Source organism: Haloarcula montana (assembly GCF_035666295.1).
In the GTDB taxonomy this organism is placed as follows: domain Archaea; phylum Halobacteriota; class Halobacteria; order Halobacteriales; family Haloarculaceae; genus Haloarcula; species Haloarcula montana.
The window spans coordinates 2,498,813-2,524,146 of sequence record NZ_CP142027.1; the positions used below are offsets into that span (position 1 = coordinate 2,498,813).

A 25,334-nucleotide genomic window follows, 5' to 3' on the forward strand; every position below is an offset into this window, starting at 1 on the left:
CTCTCCAGTGAGTCGGATTGTGAGAAGTCAGGTAGTGAGCGTCGCGTCCGCGACGGCTGAAACCTGCTTATGCGCGGACGACGTTCGTTGCGCGCGGTCCCTTGGGGGCGTCTTCGATGTCGAATTCGATGTCCTGTCCCTCTTCGAGGTCCGCGCCGCCGACATCCTCCATGTGGAAGAAGACGTCATCGTCCGCATCCTCAGTCGAGATGAAACCGTAGCCGCCGTTGTCGTGGAAGAAATCCACAGTACCGTTTACCATTGCGATTACCAGTCGGAGTCCTCCATTCATAAACTAATCGGTGTTCGTCTACTATCGGGGCGGTATATTGGACAAATATTCATCTTGTGGGAAATAGTCGAGCGACCGTCGGTTGCGGTTCCGGGGCCAGCTGGTTCGGGAACGGCTCGGTCCCGTCGGATCGGCGCCGGCTCCGTCCCCTTCCACTCGTTCGCGTATGGGCAGGGTTATTCGTCATGGTCTCGATGATCGAACGTGGATTCTCACGAGGTTCGGCGACAGTGGGCGGACCGCTCGGGCGAGTATTCGCCGACGTACTACGCCCACTACGGGTCGGACGCGACGAGCGAGCTGGTCCGTTCGCTACTGGAGCGACACGTCGGGTTCGACGCCAGCGTCCTCGAAGTCGGCTGTAACGCCGGGCGACACCTGGCGGAACTGGCAGCCGCCGGCTTCACCGATCTCACCGGCGTCGATCTCAACGCCGACGCACTGGACGTGTTGGCCGAGACGTATCCCGATCTGGCGGCCGACGGAACCTTCCATGCCGCATCGATCGAGGAGTTCGTCACCGACCTCGACGACGACGCGTTCGACGTGGTTTTCTCCGTCGAGACACTCCAGCACATCCATCCCGATTCGACGTGGGTGTTCGACGACATCGCACGGATCGCCGGCGAACTTCTGGTCACCGTCGAGAACGAGAGCGGTGAGGCCGGGACGGTCAACTACGTCGACGACGATTTGCCGCTGTACTATCGGGACTGGAACGAGGTGTTCACCGAGCGGGGGTTGACCGAGGTCGAATCGACGACCGGAAAACGCGATACGGTACGGGTATTCCGGCCCCTGGAGTGAACCAGTCTCTCGGGCGCCCGCTCAGCGCAGCACCGCGTAGGCCACGCCCAGGACCCCGCCGTAGACGACGTGCCAGAGGAGGCTCGGGACCGCGAAGTTGGGGAAGGGTGGCGCCTGAGGGAACCCGACTGCACGCAGCCAGAGTGGCATCACGAGCGCCGCCAGACCGACCCAAGTCACGGCGCCCCAGGCGATGCCGAGGCCGACGGTTCTGCCGGTCGATCCCCTGCCGATCGATCTGACCAGCGCCGCGAAGACGACTCCAAGGACGGCACCGTGTGAGAGGTGTACCGTCCAGCCAGCGATGCCACCGGAGAGTCCGTACAGCCCCGGGATCGCCCCGTTTAGAACGGCCGCGTTCATGACTGAGACGAGGACGGCCATGACCGCTGCTCCCGCGATTCCACCGACGACACCGGCCTGCCAGTCGTCCAGCAACACCTCAGTGTCTGCCGTAGTCTGTGTGTTCGTTGCCATGCACGCTGTACTGCCGGTGGCTGTGGCATGAAGGCGACTTGAGACCGCACCGATCCCGCATTTCTCCCGAAGACTAAAATACGAGAACAGGTCAACTCGCGAACAGGCGTCGCTCGGCACGCTCGTGTTCGGCCGCGAGAACGTCGACCAGTGGCGCGAACGGGGCCATCTCGTCGAGGTCGGTGTCGGCGCTGTCGTCGACGGCTTCGACCATCACCGGCCGGAGGTCGTCCAGCACGCGCTGGGCGTCGGTATGCCCCAGCGAGAGCAACCGCTGGGCGGCCCCGAGCAGGCCGGTAACGAAGCCGTGACAGCACAGCAGACAGGCTCGCCGGACCTCGATCCCGGCCAGTGCGGTGGTCACGCCCAGGACGACAGCGTAGTTGCCGGGCGCGTCGCCGGCCGCGACGCGATCGGCGTACCGCTCCAGCGTGTCCTCGTCCTGTAGTTCACGCTGGAGGGAGAGCAGTCGGTCGCCGGACTGCTGGGCGCTCTCGCGGAACTCCGCGGAGAGCGTCACCGCGCTCAGCCGGCGGTCGGCCTCGCAGATACTGTCGAGGTCGCCGGGACTGGCTGCGGCGTGTGCGGCCCGCAGCGCGACCAGTTCGGCAGGTCCGACCTGGCGACGGAGGTAGGTTCCGAGCAGTTCACGGAGGTCGTCGGCGTCGTCGATCCGGTCGTCCTGCGTGAACTGTTCGAGGCCGTAGGAGACGGTGTAGGTCCCGACCGGCAGGAACGAGTCGGCCAGCCGGAACGCGCTGAGGGTGGCGTCGTCGCTCACGTGTCTCCCTCCCGGTCGTCGATGGTGTGGATGCCGTGGTCGTGGCTATGCTCGTGGCTGTGATCGTCGCCGTGCCCATGTTCGTGCCCGTGGCTGTGCTCGTGTCCATGGTCGTCCGGCGGGCCGTCGTCGTCGAACAGCGTCGGCCGAACGGTCTCGTAGCGGTAGTCGATATCCGCTGGGAGTTCGCCCTCGACGATGGCGTCCATCCGCTCGCGGCTGTCGGGGACCGGAAAGAGCGCCGCTCCGTCACGCAGTGCGAGGTCCCAGTGGCGGTTCCCGAGGGCGTGGCCCAAATCCAGTGCGGCCGTCGGCGTGATATCGCTCCCGTCCAGATCGAGGACCAGTGCGTCGATCGACGCCAGTTCGACGACGACGGGGGTGCCGTCGCCCGTTTCCAACACGTCGCCGTCGCCCAAGTCCTGCGGGACGACGATCCCGAGATCGCGGTCGTCGTCGGTTCGGGTCCGGACCCGCGAGCGCTGTCGCTCCGTGTCCGAGAGGACGACGGTTACCGGATCGGCCTCGGCCAGTCGCGCCTGCACGGCGGTGTCCTCGCGGTGGCCGAGGTAGCTGTCGGCGATGCGCATCAGTACTTCCTCCCGCTGGGGGCCGGCGCCCCCAGCAGTTCCTGTCGTGCGTGGTCCCAGGCCGCCCGGAGCGTCGCTGTCACCGTCTCCGCTCGGTGACCCAGCGCACGGACCGAGACGCCCGCGTCGTTCGGGAGGGTACTCGCGCCCGCCCGGGCCTCACGGTCGGCGACGACCTCGTGGATAGCGTCGCTCAGACCGTCGGTGTCCGCATCGGGGGCGACGACGAACGCCGTCCCGTAGACGGCGAACTCACCGAGCATCCCCGGTGCCGTCGGGTCGTCCTCTTCGGGAGCCAGGTGCGTGGTGTCCGTAAACAGCAGCCCGTCGGGGCCGGCGGCCTCCACGGTCGAGCGGTACCGCTCGAAGGCGAACGCCTCGCCGCGAGCGAGTCGCCCGGGGACGACCACGTCGCTGAGGACGGCCGTCGCGTCCGCCGCCAACTCCAGTCGGAGGTCCTGACAGTACCGTGCGTTCTCGTGGAGAATGGTCGGCTCCGGGACGTAGTCCAGGTGGCCGCCGGCCTCGACCGAGAGGTCGGTGTCGGCGGCCGCGTAGTTACACTCCATCGACTGGACTTTCGTCGAACTCTGTGTGGAGACGTTGGCGACGGCGTCCTCGCGGACGGTTACCGTGATGTCGTGGCGGTCGCCCTGGGCGATCCCGCCGGTCGGCGACTGGACGAACACCGTCTCGGCGTCGGGATGCGGGTCGTGGCCCAGCGTCCCGGAGATGTGGAACGGCACCGTCGCGTAGTCCTCGACGAGCGCGGTCCCGCCCGCGGTGTCGGCGAAGGTCAGTTCGAGGACGCCGTCTTTTCCCGGCGCGCCGACGGCGGCCTGTGGGACTTGCTCGGCGGCGTACTCGGCGAAGGTCGGGTGGGGAGCGTCCGTCTCCTCCGGCAGCGGCTCACCGTCCGTTGCCATCAGGCGAACAGCACCCCTTCGTCGATGTGGGCCATCACCTCGTCGACGCCCTCGCCGGCCTTGCAGTTGGTGAAGACGGTGGGTCCCTCCCGGACCTCGTGGGCGTCGGATTCGAGCACGTCGACGTCGACGCCGACGTGGGGCGCCAGGTCGGTCTTGTTGATCACGAGCAGATCGCAGTCGACGACGCCGGGGCCGCGCTTGCGGGGGATGTCCTCTCCCTCGGCGACCGAGATGACGTACAGCGAGAAGTCCGCGAGTTCGGGGTTGAACGTCGCCGCGAGGTTGTCCCCGCCGCTCTCGACGAGGACCACGTCCAGTTCAGGGTGCTCCTCGACGAAGGAATCGATCTGCTGGAGGTTCATGGATGGGTCCTCGCGGATACCAGTATGCGGGCAGGCGCCGGTCTCGACGCCGGCGACGAGGTCCTCGGGGACCACGTCGGCGAACCGCTCGCGTAGTCGGTCGGCGTCTTCCTGGGTGAGGATGTCGTTGGCGATGACGCCGACGTCCAGCCCCGCATCGCGGAGTTTCGGGACGAGTTCCGACAGCAGCGCCGTCTTGCCCGAGCCGACGGGGCCGCCGACGCCGACGGTCGCCACGTCGCGGTGTGTCTTGCTCATGTGTCCTCGTCGCCCTGATCGGCGGTCCCGACGCTATCTGAACGAATCGGGTCGTGGACGGTCACCAGCTTCGTCCCGTCGGGAAAGACTGGCTCGACCTGGATCATGTCGATCATCTCCGGGACACCGTCCATGACGTCGTCGCGGCCCAGCAGTTGGGACGCACCCGCTCGGATCTCCGCGACCGACTGGCCCTCCCGCCCGCGCTCGATACACCAGTCGCTGATGTACGCGACCGCTTCGGGGTGGTTCAGCAGGACGCCGCGCTCCTTGCGACGCCGTGCGACCTCTGCCGCAGTGAAGACCGTGAGCCGTTCTTGCTCTTTGGCTGTGAGTTTCATAGCAGGTACCGCTGTGCGAGTGGCAGTTCGGAGGACGGTTCACAGGTGACGTTCTCGCCGTCGACCTCGACCTCGAAGGTCTCGGGGTTGACCTCGATGTCGTCGGGACAGTAGTCGTTGTACACCATGTCGCCCTTTCCGGGCGTGCGAGCGCCCTCGATGGGGACGACCTCGGAGTCGAGGCCGTACTCCTCGCCGACGCCGCGTTCGGCGGCGGCAGGCGAGACGAAGGACAGCGAGAGCGCGTGTTTGGCCTTGCCGACCGCGCCGGCCCGCTCGCGCTGGAGGATCGGCTCGCAGGTCATCAGCGAGCCGTTGGCCTCGCCCATCTCGGAGTGGACCGGGAAGCCGCCCTTGAACGTCATCGCCGGTTTCACCCCGAAGAAGGCGGGGTCCCACAGGCAGATGTCGGCGATCTTTCCGGGTTCCAGCGTCCCGACGTACTCGTCGATCCCTGCCGAGATGGCTGGGTTGATCGTGTACTTCGAGATGTAGCGTTTGATCCGGAAGTTGTCGGCACCGGACCCCTCGTCCTCGGGAAGCGGCCCCCGCTGGGACTTCATCTTCGAGGCCGTCTGCCAGGTTCGGGAGATGACTTCGGCCATCCGGCCCATCGCCTGGGAGTCCGAGGTCATCATCGAGATGGCGCCCATGTCGTGGAGGACGTCCTCGGCGGCGATGGTCTCGGCCCGGACCCGGGACTCGGCGAAGGCGACGTCCTCGGGGACGTCCGGATTGAGGTGGTGACAGACCATCACCATGTCCAGGTGCTCGTCGAACGTGTTGTCGGTGTAGGGCATCGAGGGATTCGTCGACGAGGGGAGCATGTTGGGCTGGCCGACCATCTCCATGATGTCCGGCGCGTGGCCCCCGCCGGCACCCTCGATGTGGAACAGGTGCATCGTCCGGCCGTCGACGGCGCTGAAGGTGTTCTCGACGAAGCCGGCTTCGTTGAGCGTGTCGGTGTGCATACACACTTGGACATCCTCGTCCTCGGCCACGTTGAGTGCGGTGTCGATGGCGGCGGGCATCGACCCCCAGTCCTCGTGGAGTTTCAGCGCACAGGCGCCGGCCTCGACCTGTTCGCGCAGCGGCTCCGGATCGGAGGCGTTGCCCTTCCCGTAGAAACCGACGTTGACCGGCCAGGCCTCGGCGGCCTGGAGGAACCGCTTGATGTTCTCGGGGCCGGTCGTACAGGTCGTCGCGCCGCCGCCGTAGCCGCCGCCGAGCATCGTCGTGATCCCCGAGGAGAGCGCGTGTTCGTGCAGTTGGGCGGAGTTCCAGTGGATGTGGATGTCGAGGCCGCCGGTGGTCGCGATCTTCCCCTCGGCTGGGTAGGCGTCGGTCGACGGGCCGACGACCATGTCGACGCCGTCCATCGTGTCCGGATTGCCGGCCTTCCCGATACCGGCAATCTCGCCGTTCCGGATACCGATGTCGCCGGCGACGATCCCGAGTTTCGGGTCGATGATCGTCGCGTTGGTGATGACCCAGTCGAGTGCGCCCTCCTCCTGGGTCACGCCTGGTGCCTGTCCGAGGCCGTCTCGAAGGGTCTTCCCGCCGCCGAAGACCGCCTCGTCACCGTGGGTCCGGAGGTCTTTCTCGACCTCGGCGAACAGTTCAGTGTCGCCCAGACGGACCTTGTCCCCCTCGGTCGGCCCGTACAGTTCGGCGTAGTTGTCACGGTCGATGTCTCGTGTCATTCCTCGGTCTCCTCGTCGTTTCGCGGTCCGCTCTCGTCGGTCCCTGTGTCGCCGAAGTCGGCTGCCCGGAGCCGTTCGAGCGCGTCGCTCGGGTCGGTGTCGACGCTGCCCTCGACCATCCCGTTCATCCCGCGGGCGACGCGCTTGCCGCCGATATCGACGAGTTCGACGGTCTGTTCGTCGCCCGGCTCGAACCGGACGGCTGTTCCGGCCGGGATATTCAGTCGCATTCCGAAGGCCGCCTCGCGGTCGAACTCCAGGGCGGCGTTGGCCTCGAAGAAGTGGAAGTGCGAGCCCACCTGGACCGGTCGGTCGCCCGTATTGCCGACGGTCACTTCGGTGGTGTCCCGGCCCTCGTTCAGTGTCACTGTCCCTTCGCCGGGGATGATCTCGCCCGGGACGAACCCGTCAGACACGGTCGATCACACCTGTGACTCCGTTCGACTGTTTGGCAAACATATACCCCTGTGTTCAACCACACTGGATAAACCGATTCCTGTCGGTGCAATTAGCGCCTGTCCTTCCCACAGAAGTTGAAGTTGTCATGCCAAACCGTGAAAAACCGACGAAAATCAACCATGCGTTGTTCGGTTATCTACCGTCGAGACGGTTAGCGGCTTCCGCGACGGTCAGCGGGGGCCGGTCGAACCGGCTCTCGAACAGCCGAACGACCTGTGGCGGACGGAGCCGACAGTCGGCCAGCAGCGCCGTATCGGTCAGGAGTTCGCGGGTCGGGCCGACGGCCGCGATCTCCCCGGCGGCGTCCAGCAGAATCACCCGGTCGGCGACCTGTGGAACGAGTTCGGTATCGGGGGTCGAGATCACGAGCGTCGCCCCGTCGTCGGCGAGTTCGTCGAGCAACTCCAGGATCGTCGCCCGGTTCGTGGCGTCGACGTTACTCAGTGGCTCGTCGAGTAGCAGGACATCCGGCTCGACGGTGAGCGCGCTCGCCAGTGCTGCCCGTCGCTGCTGGCCCCCACTCAGCCGGAACGGCGGCTTCGATAGCAGGCCATCGAGGTCCAGCCGATCGGCGATCCGCTTGACGCGGCGGTCGACCTCGTCCTCTGTGAGGGCCAACTGCTTCGGACCGTACGCCAGATCCTCTCTGACTGTTGGGTTGAAGAGGTAGTCGGCGGGGTTCTGTGTGAGGACACTCAGCCGGTCCCGAACGGTGTCGGCGTCAGTCGTCTCTCCGAAGTACCGGACAGTTCCCGCGTCCAGGTCCAACAGTCCACCGAGCAACTGCAACAGCGTGCTCTTGCCGGCGCCGTTTGGCCCCAGTAGCGCAACTCGCTCGCCCGCCTCGACGGTCACGTCGACGCCGTCGACGGCCAGTGTCCCGTCGGGGTAGCTGTAACGGACGCCGCTGGCGTCGATCACAGCCACACGACCACCACCGCTGTGAGGACGACCACACCGAAGACCAGATCGACCGCGCCGGCGGACTCGGCTCGCTGGGTCTGTGCCGTCCCGGTCCCGCCGCGGGCACGGGCGGCTCGCTGGACCCGCTCGCCCCGTTCGACGCTCCGCAGGAGGAAGGCCCCGAGGAAGTTCCCCGAGTCCCGCCAGGTCCGGGCCAGAGATGTCTCGGCCAGCGTCCGTCCGCGGCGTGCACGGACCATCCGTTCGAGTTCGGCGAAAAACAACAGCAGATACCGGTAGGTGATCGACAGCAGCGAGACGGCGATCGACGGCGCTCGCAGGCGGGACAGCGCTCCAAGGATGTCGCTGAACCGGGTCGTCAACAGTAATACCGAGAGGAAGCCAACACAGGCGGCCACCCGGACGGCAAAGACCAGGACGTACTCGACGCCTGCTGCTGACACCGGGAGGCCACTCAGCCGTGGCCCGCCCATCAGGACAGCCTGCGGAGAGACGACGACCATGGCAACGACCGGTGGCCCGCCCAGCCGTCCGAGAAAGGTTCCAGCGGGAACCCGCGATAGGAGCGCCAGCACGCCCGATAGTGCCGCAAGGGCAGCGACGGTCGGGAGCGCCCGCTGTGTCACGGTGAGAGCAACGAGGATGAGGACGCCGAGGAGCTTGACGGTCGGTGTCGTCGCCTGCATGAACCCCCGGCGTTCCGGGACATCCTCGGTGAGCAGGAACCACTGTGCGCGGCCGGCAACCGATTCGACGGTCCGGGCGACCAGATCAGTGTTGCCCATCGGTCCCGGTCCCGAGCAGTCGGCCGATCCCTGTCGCGACCAACAGGGTCAGTGCGGTCCCGACGACCGCGGCGACGAAGGTTCCGGTCGCTCCGCCCAGACCGGGGACGGCGTAGTCGGGGAAGGGAGCGATCCCGGTTGCACTCGCGTGGTCGGTCGCGCCCGTCGCCTCGGCGGCGTTCTCTAGCGGTTCGGCGTAGCCGACAGCGCCGGCCGCCCAGCCAAACACCGGGGCGAGCACCGTCAGGACCACTAAGACCGCCAGCGCACGCGGGAGCCAATCCGGGGCCATCACGCGGTCACCTCCGTTGCGGTCGGTCGGAGCTCCGGCCGCGCCCGAGCGAGATAGCGATAGACCACGGCGGTGATCGCACCCTCGACGAGCCCCAGGACCAGGTGACCCACGCCCATGATGGCGAGCGTCGTCACCACCTGGAATTCGAAGGCCGAGGAGAGGCCGAGCTGGAGGCCGGCGGTGAGCGCCCCGGCGGTGATTCCGAGCCACCCGGCCGCGAAGGCGGCCCGGAACTCACCGTAGGGAGCCACCAACCGATAGATCGCGTAGCCGACGTACACCTCGACGACGGCCATGTTGAAGACGTTCGCTCCCAGTACCACGAGCCCACCGTCGCCGAAGATCAGTGCCTGGATCGTCACGACCGTGGCGACACAGAGTGCGCCCAGGTGGGGTCCCAGCAGGATCGCGGCGAAGGCACCGCCGACGAAGTGTGCGCTCGTCCCGCCCGGGATCGGCCAGTTGAGCATCTGTGCGGCGAACACACCGGCGGCGACGACGCCCACCAGCGGCGCGCGCCGTTCGGGGATGTCACCCCCGACTCGCCTGGCAGCGAGGCTCAGCACTCCCACACTGAGCGCGCCGAACAGCAACGCGAGCGGCAGATCGATGTAGCCGTCGGGAATGTGCATGCTACCCGTTTCTGTCGGGGCCGACAATAATACTTTGTCATAGCGCAGTATTACCGCCGGCGAGTGGCCAGTCATATACCGGCCATCTGCGTACACGCCGGTATGAGCGACGAGTTCGACCGGATCAGTCTCACGCTGCCGTCGTCGATGGTCGACCGACTCGACGGGATCGTCGACGACTGGGAGTACCCCAGCCGATCGGCCGCTGTCCGTGACTCGCTGCGGGACTTTTTCGGGGCCTACGAGTGGGAATCCGACGGCGACCACCACCACCACGGAACGATCGTCGTCGTCCACGACCACCACGCGGCCGGTATCGCCGACGAACTCCAGACGATCCAACACGAGATGGCCGAGACGATCGTGTCCGTCCAGCATATCCACCTCTCACACGACACCTGTATGGAGACACTCGTCGTCGAGGGTGCGGCCGGTGATATCACCGCGCTGGCGAACCAACTCCGATCGGTCACCGGCGTCCAGCAGGTCAAGGTCGTCGTGGTCGACGAATAGTTCGGCCAGTAGCGGCAACCGATTCGGCTCTCTCGCTGGCAGAACGGAATTCTGCGGATTTCATCTATTTTCCGCAGATATTGTTTGAATATCCGGTAACTTGCGAACGTCCTTCTATATCCTTATACACAACCCGCGTTCTCAAGGAGAGTATAAGATTCGATCAGTAATCCTTATTTACTTCCTGTGGATGTCCAACGATGTGAGCTATACGATGGACGGACGTACTAATTTGGGCGACAAGTCGCTTGATACGTTCAGTAACGGCGTGTATAAGGTTGTAGATGATGACAGTTTCCCGGTGGTGGACGCATGAGCGACCGACTCGTCAGTCGCCGTGGCTTCCTCGGATCGTCGGCTGTTCTGGCCGGGACCGCACTCGCCGGTTGTTCCGGCGGCTCGGCCTCTGGCGACGATACGATCAAGCTCGGCGTCCTGGAGGACCGCTCGGGTAACTTCGCGCTGGTTGGTGATCCGAAACACAAGGCGTCGCTGCTGGCCATCGAGGAGATCAACAACAACGGCGGGATCGACGGGAAACAGATCGAGGTGTTCGACCCCGATCCGCAGTCGGACAACCAGCGTTACCAGGAACTCACCCGGCGGATGATCAACCAGAACAACGTCGACGCGTTGTGGGCCGGCTACTCCTCGGCAACTCGCGAGGCTATCCGCCCGATCATTGACCGCGAGGATCAGCTGTACTTCTACACTACTCAGTACGAGGGCGGTGTCTGTGACAAGAACGTCTTCGCTGTCGGGCCGACCGCCCGCCAGCAACTCGGTAGCGTCCTCCCGTATCTCGTCGAGGAGTACGGCTCTGACATCTACACCATCGCCGCCGACTACAACTTCGGGCAGCTCTCGGCGGACTGGGTGAAGGTCCTGGCAAACGAGAACAACGCCAACGTCATCGGCGAGGAGTTCATCCCGCTGTCGAACTCCCAGTTCGGTTCGACGATCAACCGCATCCAGGAAGCCGACCCGGACTTCGTGATGTCGATGCTCGTCGGCGCGAACCACACCTCCTTCTACGAGCAGAAGGCCTCGGCCGGGCTGGAGATTCCGATCGGCACGTCGACGGCGATGGCCCAGGGGTACGAACACCGTCGGCTGGACCCGCCTGCGATGGCCAACATCTACGCAGGGGTCAACTACATGGAAGAGATCCCGACCCAGCGCAACACCGAGGACGGCGGGTTCGTCGACCGCTACTACGAGAAGTTCCCCGACGCTCCCTACCTCAACGAGGAGGCCGAGAACAACTACTTCTCGATCTACATGTACAAGCAGGCGGTCGAACAGGCTGGCACGACCGAACAAGGCGAAGTCAAGGCGGCCCTGGAGTCGGGGATCACCTACGGCGCGCCCGAGGCCCCCGAGGACGAGGAGATACGGCTGGTCCCCGAAACCCACCACGTCGACCACCACATGTGGGTCATGCGTGCCGACGAGGAACACAACGTCGAGGCGGTCGACGACCGGGTCATCCCGGAGACGTTCCTCAAGGACACGGTCGGCTGTGATCTGACGCAGGAAGACGAGGAAACCCAGTACACCCCACAGGACTACTACGAGGAGGCTGGATAGGGATGGTCAACGGCCTGAACCTCCTGTTCCAGTTCCTCGATAGCTTCGCGTTCATCGTGCTGGCAGCCGCGGGGTTGGCCATCATCTTCGGCATCATGGGCGTCATCAATCTCGCACACGGCGAGTTCATCATGGTCGGGGCGTACGCGACGACCCTGGCGAACATCCGCCTCGGACTGCCGCTGCCGGCCGCGATGCTCGCTGGGGTCGTCGTCTCGGCGGTGTTTGGCCTGATCGTCGAGCGAGTCATCATCTCCGGGTGGCTCCCGAACCTGGTCAGCCAACTCGCCGTCGGACGCGATATCATCGAACCGCTGTACGACCGACTCGCGGACTCGATGGTCGCGACCTGGGGCCTCTCGCTCATCATGGTCCAGGGTGTACGCATCACGCTGGGCAACTCGCTGGACCAGATCGGGACGCCGCTGGGTAACATCGCCTATGGCGGCTTCTCGTACTCGACGTACCGGGTCCTGCTTGCCGGCGTCGCGCTGGCGGTCCTGGCGGTCACGTACTACGTGTTCACCCGGACCGAGTACGGAATGCGCGCCCGGGCGACCATCCAAGACGAGGACACGGCTCGCGCGATGGGTGTCGACACCGAGCGGACCTACATGACCACGTTCGCCTTCGGGTCGGCCCTGGCGGGCCTGACCGGCGCGCTGTACGCGCCGACGATCACGATGGTGCCGGGACTCGGCGGATCGTTCCTCGTCGAGGCGTTCGTCGCCGTCGTCGTCGGCGGCCCCAGCGTCGTGCTGGGGACGACCCTGGCCGGCGGCCTGCTGGGAATGATCAACGCCGTGTTCTCGAACCTCATCGGGACGTTCTTCGGACGTATCATGCTGCTGTTGACCGCGATCGTGATGATCCGGTTCCTCCCGGAGGGCATCACGGGCTACGTCGAGCGCCTGCGCGAACGGCGACAGGAGGGCGCGTAGATGGCGACCACGCACTCAGGAGGCGCGGACTCGAACGCCTCCGAGGGGCTGCTCGATCGACTCGTCGGTCGCTTCGAAGGGCCAAACACTGTCGGGAACTCCCGGCAATTCTGGGCCGGCTTTGCCGTCGCCGTCCTGGCGCTCGCAACGTACCCGCTCGCGGTCGGCTCCTACCAGGCCTCGCGGTTCTCGCTGTTCCTGGTGTACGCCTTCCTCGGCCTCTCGCTGTCGGTCGTCTGGGGCTACGCCGGGATCCTCTCCTTTGGCCAGGTCGTCTTCTTCGGTTTCGCCGGCTATACCTTCGGCGTCGTCTCGGTCAACTTCGCGACGCCGGCGGGGATCACGGCGGCGTTCGTCGTCGCCGTCGCCGGCGGCGCGCTCCTGGCTGCGGTCCTGGGCTATTTCATGTTCTACGGGGGCGTTCGGAACGTCTACGTCACTATCATCACGCTGGTGTCGACGCTCGTGTTGCACACGTTCATGGCCCAGACTGCCGGTGACGCCTGGACGATCGGCGAGGCCGCGCTGGGCGGGTTCAACGGGATGCCGACGATCCCGAACCTCGCGCTCGGCGTCGGTGGCGCGGCGTTCACCTTCGACAGCATGACGTTCTACTACTTCGTGCTGGCGCTGTTGATCGCGACCTATCTCGGTCTGCGAGCGCTCGTCAACTCTGACTACGGCCGTGTGATGGTCGCCGTCCGGGAAGACGAAGATCGGACCCGGATGTTCGGCTACGATGTCAAACGCGTGAAACTGGCCGTCTTCACCCTCGGTGGGGCGCTGGCCGGTCTCTCGGGCGTGCTGTACGCCTCCTGGGGCAACTACATGAGCCCCGGGGTCTTCGAGCTGACCTTCGCCTCGCTGCCGGTCATCTGGGTGAGCGTCGGCGGCCGGAAGACGCTGCTGGGCGCCGTCGTTGCGACGGTCGGCATCGAGTTCTTCCGGAACTCGCTGGGCGGGGAACTCGCGTTCGTCCTCGTCGGCACGCTCCTGTTGATTTTCATCCTCGGACTGCCAGGCGGTATCGTCCCGTGGGTCCACGAGACCTACCAGAAGCGCCGCGGTGCAACGGCAGCGTCGGAGACGCCCGACGCGGCCACGGAGGTGTCTGACTGATGAGCACGAACGACGCGGCGGGCAACCCGAACGTCCGCCAGACGGCCGCGGAACTCGCAACGGGCGATCGAACGGACACGCTGTTGGCGACCGACGGGCTGGAGAAGCAGTTCGGCGGGTTCACCGCCATCGACGAGGTCGACTTCAGCGTCGAAGCCGGCGAACTCCGGTGTCTCATCGGTCCGAACGGCGCCGGCAAGTCGACGCTGCTGAAACTGATCACCGGGACGTACGCGCCGACCGACGGGGATCTCTACTACGACGGCCACGAGATCACCGACGAGGAACCACAGGACCGCGTGAAACGCGGCATCAGCATGAAGTTCCAGGTGCCGTCGGTGTACGGCGAACTCACCGTCCGCGAGAACGCCCGGCTCCCGATCCAGCGCTTCGCCGACGGCGACGAGCGGCGACGGCGCGTCGACGAGGCCATCGAAGCGGCCGGGCTCGCCGGCTACGAGGAGGCCGACGCCAGCGCGCTCTCACACGGCCAGCAACAGCAACTGGAGATCGGCATGGCCGCGTCCCTGGAGCCGGACCTCCTCTTGCTCGACGAACCCGTCGCCGGCCTTGACGTGGCCGAACGCGAGGCCATCGCCGAGCGGGTTACCCGACTCAACGACGAGGAGGGGATCGCCTTCGTCGTCATCGAACACGACACGGAGTTCGTCGCGGAGATCGCCGACGAGGTGACCGTCCTGCACAACGGCGAGGTGTTCCGCGAGGGGCCGATCGAGGAGATCGAGTCCGATCCGGCAGTCCAGCGGATCTACCTGGGGGAAAGCGACCGATGACCGACCCGATCCTCGAACTCCAGGGCGTGACCGCCGCCTACGACTCGACGCCGATCCTCCGGGAGGTCGACCTCTCGGTCCAGTCTGGCGAGATCGTCGGCGTCATGGGGAAAAACGGCGTCGGCAAGACGACCTTGATGAAGACGGTCATCGGCCTGCTCGAACCAGTCTCGGGGACAGTCTCCTACGACGGTATTGACGTGACCGGTCACGACGCCGACGAGCGCGCCCGTGCCGGCATCGGCTACATCCCGCAGGGTCGGGACGTCTTCCCGAAACTCACCGTCGAGCAGAACATCAGGATGGGCGAGACGGTTAACGCCGACAGCTCGGAGACGCTGTACGACGAGATCTACGACTACTTCCCGATCCTCGAAGAGCGGGCCAGCCAGCAAGCCGGGACGCTCTCGGGGGGCCAACAGCAGATGCTCGCCATCGCGCGGGCGCTGGTCTCGAACCCCGACCTGCTGTTGCTCGACGAGCCGAGCGAGGGAATTCAACCCTCGATCGTCGATCAGATCAGCCAGGACATGCAGACGATCAACGAGGAACTCGGGACGACGATCCTCTTCGTCGAACAGAACCTCGGCGTCATCCGCGAGATGGCCGACCGCTGTTACGCGATGGAACGGGGCGAGATCGTCGACGAGGTCGGCTCCGCGACGCTGGCCGACGAGGACGCCATCGCCGAGTACCTGGCCGTCTGAGCAGTCCGCTTTTTTACGGATCGCTGACCGGTCGAAACGGTTCTATGCCTGCGTCGCCTACGTCGGGTACTGTGCTGTTCGCCCGGACGCCCGGTTCACTGACGATCTCCGACGAGCTACAGGACTCGATCGCGGCCACCATCGCAGCGAGTCACCCTCACGAGGCGGGCGGGTATCTGGCGTGTACCCGACGGGACGATCGGCTGCACGCGACCGACCACGTCCCGCTTGAAAACGTCGCCGCGGAGCCACGGCGGCGGTTCGTCGCCACGCCGACCGACCGCGTCCCGTCGGAGCCGCGGGTGTTCTATCACTCGCATACGTCGCCGTCGACGCCCTCCGGACTGACGGGCGTCGACCGCCGGAACATCCACGACCCGCTCGCGCTCGTCGTGTTCGCCCCCCACGGAGAGCCCTACAGCTACCGGCTGTTCCAGCTCGGGCTGTTCGGCTGGCGGGAGGTTCCCGTCACGACGGTCGGGGAAGGCGAAGCCGAGTCGGAGAAACTGCCGCGGCTCGTGTAACTCCTCGACGCGGATACGGTTCTGTTCCCGGTCGCCGATCGGACAATGCGTTCTCATTCGAACGGGACAGCCTGTCGGTTCGATACCGTCCGACGCTACAGACTCCACCCGATCCGTCGAAACAGCGACCGAGAACCTGTCGAAATCCGGGATTCTATGGGCTCACGATTGCGGAGGACTCAGTCCTCTTCGCCGCCGGCCACGATGTTGGGGGTCTCCTGCGTTTCCAGGCTGTGGATGGGGTAGTCGTCCTTGGTGAGGTAGGCGACCACGAGGAAGGTCCCGAGGCTCACCGCAGCGGCGATGAACGTCGGCAGGCCATCGAACGCCGAGGTGAAGATGTCGTTTTGGATGTACAGGAGCGTGTTCTCGTAGGCGTACGTCGTCGGCACCAGTACGAAGAGGACGAGGCGGGTCCCGGAACCGGCAAGCATCGAACTGAGTGCCGCGGGCGTGGTCGAGATTTCGGACCAGTACAGCCCCATCACCAGTGGGACGAGCGCCCCGGCGAGCATGATGTCGAACGCCAGCACGAGCAACATTCCGGTCGCGGACACCCGTATCGCGAAGAACACGCCCAGCAGGGTGATCGGGACGGACATCAGGCGCGTGACAGTGAGCAGCTTGTCGCTCTCGGTACCCAGGAGCCCCTCCTCACCGCCGTCGGCGACAGCTTCCGGGCCGTCGTCGGCGCCTTCCTCGACGCGGATTCCGACGACGTTCCGGGCCATGACCGCCGAGGTCCCCAGTATCGCGCCGTCGCTCGTCGAGAACGAGGCCGCGACGATGCCGGCGAGGACGAGCGCGGCGAGCCACGGCGGCACGGCGTTTTGTAACAGCGCGTACAGCACGGCCTGGTTACCGGCCTCGACGCCAAGCGAGGAGAGAATCGGATTCGCCGATAGCGCGACGATAGAGAACGGGACGCCGATGATGAGCGTGCCGGCAGCCCCGATGAAACACGCTTTCCGGGCGGTCTCGGGGTCTTTGGCCGCGAACACGCGTTCCATGAAGTCGATCGCGACGATGTCGCCGAGCCCGAGGGCGACGATGGTCGCGAGGTTGACGTACGCCCCCTGACTCGGATCAGTGAGCTGTCCCAGGTTCGTCGGTCCCATCCCGGTGGGGATCGTGAACCCGTAGTTCGTCGCGATGTAGACGATCAGTGCCATGGAGCCGACGAAGGCGATTCCGGCCTGTATCACGTCGGTGTAGGCGACCGAGAACAGGCCGCCGGCAACGGTGTACGCCAGCACGAGTCCGGCGATGATGAAGACGCCGACCTGGAAGCTCGTCCCGACGAAGATCTGGAAGAGGAAGCCGCCGGCAACCAGGTTCCCCGCCAAGAGGAACGCGTAGGCGATGGACATGATGAAACTGGCGACGATCTCGACGGTGCGGCCGTACTTCCGGCGGAAGAAGTCCGGCAGCGTCGTGAGATTCAGCCGGTTCATCGGTTTGGCGAAGAACAGTCCGGTGATGAACAGACACAGCGCCAGGCCGACGGGTAGCGACGCGCCGGCCCAGAAACCGAAGTTCGCCGTGAGATCAGTGTTACCAAGCGTCGCGTTCGAGTCCAGTGACTGAGCCATCAACGTTGCCGCGGCCAACGGGAGGATGAGTCCCCGCCCGGCGACGATGTAGTTGATGCTGTCGCCGTTGACCTTCTTGGCGACGTAGAAGCCGATCGCCATCATCGCGATGATCGTGGCGGCGAGGCCGTAGATAATGACGCTCACAGGACAGCACCTCGATTGATACTCGGGCGGAAATATCCACTCTGGTCGAACGATTCGATAACTTTTCCCCGAAACAGAGTCGGGATCGAACAGGATTGTTGCACATGACTTCCGATTCAACCACTACACAAAGGGATTTTCCAGGTATTGTTTACAGAGTGGTACCATCCCGTAAGAGACATCCACTGTACGGGTACAATGGTGGACATCTGAACAATACGTATTCACTCCGGTTCCCTGGTAGTATTTAAACAATATGGACACGACTTCGGAACCGTGTCTGTTCAACCGTATTCGGATTAGTAGAATTTGTCTCAATCGAAAGCACAAATAGGTGGGTGATTAGACAGTATATAGGAAGAAAAATGGACATACAGGAATTCAGTGGGGGAAGCGAACGTGGCCCCTGATCCGGTCCGTATGAAACGGAAGGTCCAGCAGCTCGGGTCGTCGACGCTGGCCGTCACCGTCCCTGCCGAGTGGGCGCGCTATCACGACATCGAGAAGGGCGACGAGATCATCGTCCAGCGCGACGAGAACGGTGGCTCGCTCCTGCTGGTCCCCGAACAGCCGACGATTGAGGACACGGAAGCGACCATCGACGCGGACACGCTCACCGACGAGGCTCTCGAACGCGCGGTCGTGACCCAGTACGTACTCGGGCGCCAGCTCATCCGGATCGAGTCGACGACGCCGCTGTCGATCGATCACCAGGACGCCATCAGACGCGCCGAGCGACGCCTCATGGGACTTGGCGTCGTCGAACAGGGCGACAGCCACGTGATGGTCAGGTGTTCGGTCGCACCCGGTGACTTCGATCTCCCGACGCTGCTTGGCCGGCTCAGCCGTACCGAGGCGATGATGCGAACCGAAGCAGTGACGGCCATCGCCGAAGGCGATATCGAGCGTGCACGGGGCACCGACGCCCGGTACGAGCAGGCCGAAAAGTTGTTCTACCTGTTTCTCCGGCTCGTGTTCGCGACCTACCGGAATCCGCGGCTCAACCGGGCTGTCGGACTCGAAACCGGGTTCCCGCTTATCGGCTACCGCTCGGTCGCTCAGGACGTGATGTTGATGGCCGACATCGCCCGCGAGATCGGGACGTTGGTCCCGACAGGTGACGGGACTGCGACCAACGCTGTCACCGCCGAACAGCTACGTGAACTGGGAAGCGCACTCGACGACGCTGCGTCGACGACGGTCGCTGCCGTCACGACGGCCGACTACGAAGCCACAGAGGAGGCACGCGAGCGGTTCAGTATCGTCGACGATCGTATCGACGCCCTGAACGATCACTTGATGGCCGAACGTCCCGAGCCACTGCTTGCGCTCCAACGAGCCGTTGTCCTCCTCGAACGGAGTACGAGGCACGCGCGGGACAGTCTCGCGGTCGCGACCCACCTGGCGTTCCGTGCTGACCCCGATCTCGTCACGAGCGAGTGAGCGTTCGGTTTTCCACTACGTTTCCGGCAGACGGTTCCGCCACTGGAAACGGGACTCAGCACCTGTCGATTCGGTCGGAAGGGAGTTCGAGTCGGACCGGTGCGAAACACAGCCCGACAACGGAGGACCCGACCGAACACCGCCACCTCCCCACTCAGTCCATCTCTGGATCGTCCGTCTCCTGCTCGTGGACCCGGACCGTCGAAATTCGAGTCCCCTGGATGCCCGTTACCTCAACGACGTACCCGGCAACCTCGACGCGATCGCCACGTTCCGGCACACGGTTGAGGTGTTCGAGTACCAGTCCACCGATCGTTTCGACCTCTTCACTCGTGAACTCCCCCCCGATCAGCTCGTTGATCCGGGACAACGGGACGCCACCGTCAACGTCGTACCCGTCATCGTCACGCCGGCGAATCGATGGTTCACGTTCGTCCACATCGAACTCGTCTCGGAGGTCGCCGACGAGCGCCTCGACGACATCTTCAACCGTCGCAATCCCTTCGAACGCTCCCCACTCGTCGATCACTGCGGCCATCTGTTGTTGGTCCTCTCTGAACTGTCTCAGGAGGTCGCTCAGCGCCATCGTCTCGGGGACGACGACGGTATCCCGGGCGATGTCACCGGCTGACTCGGCGTCACCGTCCTCTACCTCCGCTCGTAGTACATCCTTGACATCGACGAATCCGATCACCTGGTCGCTGTCGTCGGCAGCAAGCACTGGATACCGCGTATGCCCGGTTTCGAGCACGATCGACTGGAGGTCGGCGAGCGAGGTAGCAGCCGAGACACTCACCACGTCCGGTCGTGGAACCATGACCTCCCGTACGACGACGTCGTCGAGGTCGAAGACCCGCTCGATCATCGTCACTTCTGCGAGATCGATGTCCCCTTCCTCGCCGGAGCGCGTCAGCACCCGAAGGAGTTCCCGCTCGCCGAGCGTCTCATCCGTTTCGGACGCGGGGGGAACGCCGAGTGCTCGTGTGAACGCGTTGGCGGCCCCGTTGAAGACGACGATCCCCGGATAGAGGATGTAATAGAAGAGCTTCATCGGTGGGGCGAGGAACAGAGAGAGTCGCTCTGTCCGGGCGATTGCGAGGGTCTTCGGCGCGAGTTCACCGAAGACGACGTGGAGGAACGTGATGAGACTAAACCCGACCGCGAACGCGACTAGGTGAACGAGACTCATCGGGAGCACTGGCGCCAGCACGGGCTCGATGAGCGACGCGACGGCTGGTTCGCCGACCCACCCCAACCCGAGCGAGGCGATGGTGATGCCGAGTTGCGTCGTCGCGAGATAGTCGTCGAGATTCACCATCACCTCTTGGAGCGTCTCCGCACCGGTACGACCCTCCTCAGCGAGTTGCTCGACCGATGTTCCCCGTATCCGTACGAAGGCGAACTCCGCGGCGACGAAGAAGCCGTTGAGTACCACGAGTACCAGCGCAACGACGATCTGCGCCAGCGAGAGTGCGACGTTTACCATTGGTGGGATTGGAAGCGACGGCTGTTCGATTGTCGTGTGTCCATATCCCGATGTCTCGTTCCATCTACTAAAGTCATTTAAAATAACTTCGGTGCAGGCTCACTGTTAGGAGTATCCGGGAAGCGGTGTATACACCGGTTCTTCTCGATCATTTGCCGGTGAATATCCGCCGTCCTTTCACACCTTAAGGAAACTCGAACGGTACATGCCCGATCCAGTTCATCGGGGTGGGTATTACACATTCGAAGGAACGCTTTTCAGTATTGTCTGTCCATCCACTACTGTCGATAAAATCGGGTAATATCGCCCGAAATGCGGACGAAAATACTACGATCACAATGTCAGACGAACGCACCGGCGAAGATATCTACGGCGAGAAGCACAAACACGCGAACGAACCGATCTTCAGTGGCATTCCGACGTTTCTCAAACTCCCCGAAGCAGACCGGGACGAACTCGACGAGGAGGACGTCGATATCGGTATCCTGGGAGCGCCACTGGACACCGCAACCACGATCCGACCCGGCACCCGGTACGGACCCCGCGCCGTCCGTGCGGCCTCGACGGTCCCGTCACCGCCCTACGAACATTTCAACATCGAGACCGGCGTCGACCCCTTCGATACGTTCAGCGTCGCTGACACCGGCGATGCTCAGGTCTCCCCCGGCGATACGCGCCAGAGTCAGCTCAACATCGAGGACGCCGTCTACGAGATCAGCGAGCAGGCGACTCCCATCGTCATCGGGGGTGACCACTCCATCTCGTACCCCGACATCAAGGGCTGGGCCGAGGCCAACGGCTACGAGGACATCGGGCTGATCCACTTCGACTGTCACGCCGACACCGGTGAGGACGGTCTGACCGGCTTCGAGTACGACCACGGCGCCTGGGTCAAACGCGTCTACGACGAGGGAATCATGGACGGCGAGAACTACACCTTGATCGGCCCACGAGGCTTCTGGCCCGGTCCGGATACCTACGAGGACATGCGAGAGGCCGACATGAAGTGGTACACCGCGATGGAGGTCGGTGGGATGGACCTCGACAAGATCGTCCAGGACGCGGTCGAACGCGCGACCGACGGGACCGACGCTGTCTGGGTCTCCTTCGACGTGGACGTGATGGAACCGGCCTACGCTCCGGGCACCGGCGAACCCGAACCCGGTGGACTCACTCCGCGCGAGGCCATCTACATGATCCGGGAGACCGTCAAGGCGTTGGACCCCGAGAACTTCGGGTTCGACGTGGTCGAGGTCTCGCCGGCCTACGACGTCAGCGACTCCAGTTCTTACAACGGCGGCATCACGAGCGGGCTCGCCAACCGTCTCATCATCGAAGTGATGGGAAGTATGGCGCTCGCCAGTAAGGGCCTCGAAGAGGGGTCGCCGATCAAACCGAAGGAACCGCTCGGGCCGACCGGCCAGGCCGAGACACCAGCCGACGACTGAGAGTCGACCGGTCCGGCATTTTCTATACGGGCCACGCGGGACCACTCTCTTGCCAACCACCGCGTCGGCCCCGGGATGGCTACCGGCCGTCCCACCTGTTTCAGTCGTCGACCGGTCGACCACGGCCGGCTCGACGCGATACACCGTCCGACGCGATATCGAATTGATCGGCACAGCCCATACTATATCCCGATCCCGCCCCGAGTCGGGACATGGCCGATGTCAACGAGCTCCAGTCGCTGCTGGGGGCAAGCGAGGAACTGACGATCGTCTGCCACAACAACCCGGACCCCGATTGTCTGGCCAGCGCGCTCGCACTGGGCCGGCTCGCGGCGTCGGCGGGCATCGACGAGCGCCGAATCCTCTACAGCGGCGATATCACCCACCAGCAAAACAGGGCCTTCGTCAACCTCCTCGACGTGGAACTGAAGTCGTTCGACGAACGACTGATCGCTGACCGACCCGAGGGGTCGTTGCTCGCCTTCGTCGATCATTCGATCCCGGGCGCGAACAACGCGGTGCCCGAGGGAACTGCGGTCGACATCGTTATCGACCACCATCAGGCGGAGGACGTCACGGGCCGATACGTCGACCATCGAGAGGACGTGGGCGCGACGGCGACGATCCTCACGGAGTACGTCCGGGATACCGGACACGACATCGACGCGACACTGGCGACGGCACTGCTGTTTGCCATCCGTCGGGAGACGCTGGGGTTCCTCCGCGGGGTCACGACCGCCGAGTACGAGGCCGCTGGGTTCCTGCACGCACACGCCGACGACGCACTTCTGAGCAAACTCTCGACGCCGTCGATCAGCGGGGCGACCGTCGATGCGATCGCCGACGCGATCGACAACCGGTCGGTCAACGGATCGGTGTTGATCACTCACGTCGGGCGGACGAGCGAACGCGACGCGCTCCCACAGGCTGCGGACTACCTCGCTACGCTGGAGGGTGTCCAGACGGCCATCGTCTTCGGGATCGTCGACGACACGATCCAGATGAGCGGCCGGTCGACGGACGCACGTATCAACATCGGGACGGTGCTCGACTCGGCGTTCAGTGATGTCGGCAGTGCCGGGGGCCACCGGGAGATGGCCGGAGGCGAGATCCCGCTCGGTATCTTCGCTGACTACACGACGGACGAGGACCAACTAGTCACGATTGTCGAACAGGTGGTCCGCGCCCGACTCCTTGCGGAGTTGAAATTGGACGGCAAGGGCGATACGGACGACGCGTAACGTCAGACGAACCGGAACGTTTCGAGGTTCTTGGGGTTGAACGTCCGCATGTTGAAGTTCTGGTACAGTGCCGAGGACAACTGATTCGTCGAGGTCTCGTCACCGTGGACACAGAGGACCTTCTCCGGTCGGGGGTGCATCGTCTCGACGAACGTCTCCAGGCCCTGGCGGTCGGCGTGACCGGAGAAGCCGTCGACCGTCTCGACGTCCATCTCCAGGCTCACGCGTTCCGCGCGTGGCCCCGAGCGGTCCGACATCGTGATCTCGTCCTGACCGCGCTGGATCTGCCGGCCCAGGGTCCCCTCGGCCTGGTAGCCGACGAAGACCATCGTGTTGTCCGGATCGCCACCGAGCAGACGGAGCCAGGACATCACGGGACCGCCGGTGACCATCCCGGAGGTCGTCAGCACGATACAGGGCTCGTCGTCGGCGATGTCCTGGCGCATCTCCTCGCCGCCGTCGACCTGCTGGAACTGGTCGGCCAGGAACGGATTCTCGTCGTCGTAGAGGATGCGCTGGCGGAGGTCACCACGAAGGTATTCGGGGTAGGCCGTGTGGATCGCGGTCGCCTCGCGGATCATCCCGTCGAGGTAGACCGGCATCGTCGGGATGTCGCCTTTCCGCATGGCCTCTTCGAGGACGAGCATCAGTTCCTGGGAGCGGCCCACGGCGAAGGCGGGGATGAGGATCTTCCCGTCCTTCTCGGTCGCCTCGTTGATGACCCGCTTGAGGACCCGTTCGGAGTCCTCCTGGTCGGTCTGGTAGTCGTTTTTCCCGCCGTAAGTGGATTCGAGGACGAGCGTCTCGACTCGGGGGAAGTCGTTGACGGCGCCGTCCAGCAGGCGGGTGTCCTTGTAGTGGATGTCACCGGAGAAGGCGACGTTGTACCGGCCCTCGCCGATGTGGAAGTGACAGACTGCCGACCCGAGGATGTGGCCGGCGTTGTGCATGGTGAGTTTGATGTCCGGCGCGATGTCGGTGACGTTGCCGAACTCCAGGGGAATAGTGTGTTTCAGCGCGTCACGGACCTGCTGGCTCTCGTAGGGCGGTGTCCGGCCCTCTTTGGCCGCCACGTCCAGATAGTCCAACTGGAGCAGGCCCATCAGGTCACGCGTGGGCGCGGTGGTGTAGATCGGCCCGTCGTAACCGTACTTGAACAGGATCGGGATGAGCGCGGAGTGGTCGAGGTGGGCGTGGGTCAGGACGACGGCGTCGATGGAGTTCGGACCGGCGGCCAGCGCTTCTGGCACCTGGAGGTACGGGACCTCTCCTTCCGCACCGGGTTTGTCACCACAGTCGATGAGGATGCGCGATTCGGGTGTCGAGAGGATGAAGGAGGCGCGACCGACCTCACGACAGCAGCCGAGGGTCGTCAGCCGGACCCAGTCGTCGTCCGACGTGGTGGGTCGGTTGATCTTCCGACCGACCCGTTCGAGGATGTCCCGGCGCTCGTCGCGTTCCTGTTTCAGGAAGTTCCGGACGTTCGAGACCGTCGAGGACTCCATCGGCGGGGTCCTGACGACCTCGGGCGTCCAGCCGACGCTCGCGGAGATCTGATCCAGCGTTTCGCCGTGGCGACCGATCACCCGGCCGGGTTTCTCGGCTTCGATGAACACCTCGCCGGTCTCGGAGTCGAAATCGAGGTTCTGGACGCCGGCTCCTTCCGGGATCAGTTCCGTGATGCGCTCGCGGGCCTGCTTGGGCGGGACCAGCGCGTCCTGTGTCGGCCGGACGTTGATGCGCTTGCGGAGTGTCTGTGCGAGGTTGCGGACGATGCCGTCACGGTTCGCGACGGTCTGGGCGTCTGGCGTGTAGATGACCAGCTCGGGGCCCTCGAACGTCACCGCTTCGATGGTGATGTCGTTCGGTGTCTCGTCCTCGACCTGTGCCTTGATCTTCTCTAAGGTCTCGTCTGCTGAACTCATATGTCGGGAAATCTACCGTTGAAGCGCTCGATCGCCGTCGCAAGAACCACGGCTCTCGGGTATCCGTTATCTATCGAAAAACGGAGCACGAATAAGAACCTTTGCTTCCGGAGCCGTTCGTTCCACGGTCTCGCGGTTGAGAGGGTCGCCGGTAGGTGCGGTCCTGTCCGGTCGGTGGCTGACATACGGTACCACGCGTCTCCGAGGGATCCGACCGACCAATTTTAGT

27 protein-coding genes are annotated in these 25,334 nt (G+C 64.5%); 11 read left to right on the forward strand and 16 right to left on the reverse strand.

Annotated features, from left to right (window positions below):
• Window positions 1-67: 67 nt before the first annotated feature.
• Window positions 68-262, reverse strand: a complete 195-nt coding sequence (locus VJ109_RS13245) for a cold-shock protein (RefSeq protein WP_276222180.1) — start codon at window positions 260-262, stop codon at window positions 68-70.
• A 234-nt stretch (window positions 263-496) separates the two neighbouring features.
• Here VJ109_RS13245 and VJ109_RS13250 point away from each other — a divergent pair, with 234 nt between their 5' ends.
• Window positions 497-1,099 carry a class I SAM-dependent methyltransferase gene (locus VJ109_RS13250; RefSeq protein WP_324757349.1) on the forward strand — a complete coding sequence of 201 codons (603 nt, stop codon included), beginning with the start codon at window positions 497-499 and terminating at the stop codon, window positions 1,097-1,099.
• Window positions 1,100-1,120: 21 nt separating this feature from the next.
• Here VJ109_RS13250 and VJ109_RS13255 read toward each other — a convergent pair whose 3' ends face one another.
• The 12 genes from VJ109_RS13255 to VJ109_RS13310 form a co-directional block, all read right to left on the reverse strand.
• A complete protein-coding gene (locus VJ109_RS13255) occupies window positions 1,121-1,576 on the reverse strand; it encodes a histidine kinase (protein WP_324757351.1) in 456 nt (151 codons plus the stop codon).
• Window positions 1,577-1,667: 91 nt separating this feature from the next.
• Window positions 1,668-2,357: an urease accessory protein UreF gene (locus tag VJ109_RS13260; RefSeq protein WP_324757353.1), complete on the reverse strand. Its 690-nt coding sequence runs from the start codon at window positions 2,355-2,357 to the stop codon at window positions 1,668-1,670.
• Window positions 2,354-2,947, reverse strand: a complete 594-nt coding sequence (locus tag VJ109_RS13265; RefSeq protein WP_324757354.1) for an urease accessory protein UreE — start codon at window positions 2,945-2,947, stop codon at window positions 2,354-2,356. Before VJ109_RS13265 ends, VJ109_RS13260 begins: the two co-directional genes overlap by 4 nt.
• Complete coding sequence (gene ureD / locus VJ109_RS13270; RefSeq protein ID WP_324757355.1) at window positions 2,947-3,873, reverse strand: urease accessory protein UreD; 927 nt, start codon at window positions 3,871-3,873, stop codon at window positions 2,947-2,949. Before ureD ends, VJ109_RS13265 begins: the two co-directional genes overlap by 1 nt.
• Window positions 3,873-4,496, reverse strand: a complete 624-nt coding sequence (gene ureG, locus VJ109_RS13275; protein ID WP_276222170.1) for an urease accessory protein UreG — start codon at window positions 4,494-4,496, stop codon at window positions 3,873-3,875. Before ureG ends, ureD begins: the two co-directional genes overlap by 1 nt.
• Window positions 4,493-4,837: an urease subunit gamma gene (locus VJ109_RS13280; protein ID WP_324757357.1), complete on the reverse strand. Its 345-nt coding sequence runs from the start codon at window positions 4,835-4,837 to the stop codon at window positions 4,493-4,495. The genes ureG and VJ109_RS13280 overlap by 4 nt, the downstream gene beginning before the upstream one ends.
• Window positions 4,834-6,540: an urease subunit alpha gene (gene ureC / locus VJ109_RS13285; RefSeq protein ID WP_324757359.1), complete on the reverse strand. Its 1,707-nt coding sequence runs from the start codon at window positions 6,538-6,540 to the stop codon at window positions 4,834-4,836. Before ureC ends, VJ109_RS13280 begins: the two co-directional genes overlap by 4 nt.
• Entirely contained in the window at window positions 6,537-6,956 is a 420-nt protein-coding gene (locus tag VJ109_RS13290; RefSeq protein WP_324757361.1) for an urease subunit beta, read from the reverse strand. The genes ureC and VJ109_RS13290 overlap by 4 nt, the downstream gene beginning before the upstream one ends.
• 175 nt (window positions 6,957-7,131) lie before the next feature.
• Window positions 7,132-7,926 (reverse strand): energy-coupling factor ABC transporter ATP-binding protein, encoded by a 795-nt coding sequence (locus tag VJ109_RS13295; RefSeq protein ID WP_324757363.1) that lies wholly within the window; start codon window positions 7,924-7,926, stop codon window positions 7,132-7,134.
• Complete coding sequence (gene cbiQ / locus VJ109_RS13300; protein WP_324757364.1) at window positions 7,917-8,708, reverse strand: cobalt ECF transporter T component CbiQ; 792 nt, start codon at window positions 8,706-8,708, stop codon at window positions 7,917-7,919. Before cbiQ ends, VJ109_RS13295 begins: the two co-directional genes overlap by 10 nt.
• A complete protein-coding gene (locus VJ109_RS13305) occupies window positions 8,695-9,000 on the reverse strand; it encodes a PDGLE domain-containing protein (protein WP_324757365.1) in 306 nt (101 codons plus the stop codon). Before VJ109_RS13305 ends, cbiQ begins: the two co-directional genes overlap by 14 nt.
• On the reverse strand, window positions 9,000-9,635 hold the full coding sequence (locus VJ109_RS13310) for an energy-coupling factor ABC transporter permease (RefSeq protein ID WP_324757367.1): 636 nt from the start codon (window positions 9,633-9,635) through the stop codon (window positions 9,000-9,002). The genes VJ109_RS13305 and VJ109_RS13310 overlap by 1 nt, the downstream gene beginning before the upstream one ends.
• A 102-nt stretch (window positions 9,636-9,737) precedes the next feature.
• Here VJ109_RS13310 and nikR point away from each other — a divergent pair, with 102 nt between their 5' ends.
• From nikR to VJ109_RS13345, 7 genes are all read left to right on the forward strand, one after another.
• Window positions 9,738-10,148: a nickel-responsive transcriptional regulator NikR gene (nikR, locus tag VJ109_RS13315; RefSeq protein ID WP_324757369.1), complete on the forward strand. Its 411-nt coding sequence runs from the start codon at window positions 9,738-9,740 to the stop codon at window positions 10,146-10,148.
• Window positions 10,149-10,460: 312 nt separating this feature from the next.
• Window positions 10,461-11,738: an urea ABC transporter substrate-binding protein gene (locus VJ109_RS13320; RefSeq protein ID WP_324757371.1), complete on the forward strand. Its 1,278-nt coding sequence runs from the start codon at window positions 10,461-10,463 to the stop codon at window positions 11,736-11,738.
• Between the two features lie 2 nt (window positions 11,739-11,740).
• Entirely contained in the window at window positions 11,741-12,679 is a 939-nt protein-coding gene (gene urtB, locus VJ109_RS13325; protein ID WP_324757372.1) for an urea ABC transporter, permease protein UrtB, read from the forward strand.
• A complete protein-coding gene (locus VJ109_RS13330) occupies window positions 12,680-13,798 on the forward strand; it encodes an ABC transporter permease subunit (protein WP_324757373.1) in 1,119 nt (372 codons plus the stop codon). It abuts the gene before it with no gap.
• The gene (locus VJ109_RS13335; protein ID WP_324757374.1) at window positions 13,798-14,592 is read left to right on the forward strand and encodes an ABC transporter ATP-binding protein; all 795 of its coding nucleotides are present in this window, start codon (window positions 13,798-13,800) and stop codon (window positions 14,590-14,592) included. The genes VJ109_RS13330 and VJ109_RS13335 overlap by 1 nt, the downstream gene beginning before the upstream one ends.
• Window positions 14,589-15,299, forward strand: coding sequence for an ABC transporter ATP-binding protein (locus VJ109_RS13340; protein WP_434737259.1), 711 nt, complete (start codon window positions 14,589-14,591; stop codon window positions 15,297-15,299). The genes VJ109_RS13335 and VJ109_RS13340 overlap by 4 nt, the downstream gene beginning before the upstream one ends.
• 44 nt (window positions 15,300-15,343) lie before the next feature.
• Window positions 15,344-15,823 (forward strand): M67 family metallopeptidase, encoded by a 480-nt coding sequence (locus VJ109_RS13345; protein ID WP_324757375.1) that lies wholly within the window; start codon window positions 15,344-15,346, stop codon window positions 15,821-15,823.
• A 179-nt stretch (window positions 15,824-16,002) separates the two neighbouring features.
• On the opposite strand, the gene VJ109_RS13350 is transcribed toward VJ109_RS13345, so the two are convergent.
• Window positions 16,003-17,562, reverse strand: a complete 1,560-nt coding sequence (locus VJ109_RS13350) for a high affinity choline transporter 1 (RefSeq protein WP_324757377.1) — start codon at window positions 17,560-17,562, stop codon at window positions 16,003-16,005.
• A gap of 420 nt (window positions 17,563-17,982) precedes the next feature.
• On the opposite strand from VJ109_RS13350, the gene VJ109_RS13355 reads away from it, so the two are divergent.
• Window positions 17,983-19,005 carry an AbrB/MazE/SpoVT family DNA-binding domain-containing protein gene (locus VJ109_RS13355; RefSeq protein ID WP_324760350.1) on the forward strand — a complete coding sequence of 341 codons (1,023 nt, stop codon included), beginning with the start codon at window positions 17,983-17,985 and terminating at the stop codon, window positions 19,003-19,005.
• Window positions 19,006-19,159: 154 nt separating this feature from the next.
• Here the strand turns inward: VJ109_RS13355 and VJ109_RS13360 are convergent, their stop codons facing one another.
• Window positions 19,160-20,491: a hemolysin family protein gene (locus VJ109_RS13360; RefSeq protein WP_324757378.1), complete on the reverse strand. Its 1,332-nt coding sequence runs from the start codon at window positions 20,489-20,491 to the stop codon at window positions 19,160-19,162.
• 338 nt (window positions 20,492-20,829) lie between these two features.
• On the opposite strand from VJ109_RS13360, the gene VJ109_RS13365 reads away from it, so the two are divergent.
• Together VJ109_RS13365 and VJ109_RS13370 are read left to right on the forward strand one after the other, a co-directional pair.
• On the forward strand, window positions 20,830-21,939 hold the full coding sequence (locus tag VJ109_RS13365) for an agmatinase family protein (protein ID WP_324757379.1): 1,110 nt from the start codon (window positions 20,830-20,832) through the stop codon (window positions 21,937-21,939).
• A 212-nt stretch (window positions 21,940-22,151) separates the two neighbouring features.
• A complete protein-coding gene (locus tag VJ109_RS13370; RefSeq protein ID WP_324757381.1) occupies window positions 22,152-23,180 on the forward strand; it encodes a DHH family phosphoesterase in 1,029 nt (342 codons plus the stop codon).
• A 2-nt stretch (window positions 23,181-23,182) separates the two neighbouring features.
• Here VJ109_RS13370 and VJ109_RS13375 read toward each other — a convergent pair whose 3' ends face one another.
• On the reverse strand, window positions 23,183-25,105 hold the full coding sequence (locus VJ109_RS13375; RefSeq protein ID WP_324757382.1) for a beta-CASP ribonuclease aCPSF1: 1,923 nt from the start codon (window positions 25,103-25,105) through the stop codon (window positions 23,183-23,185).
• Window positions 25,106-25,334: the final 229 nt, after the last annotated feature.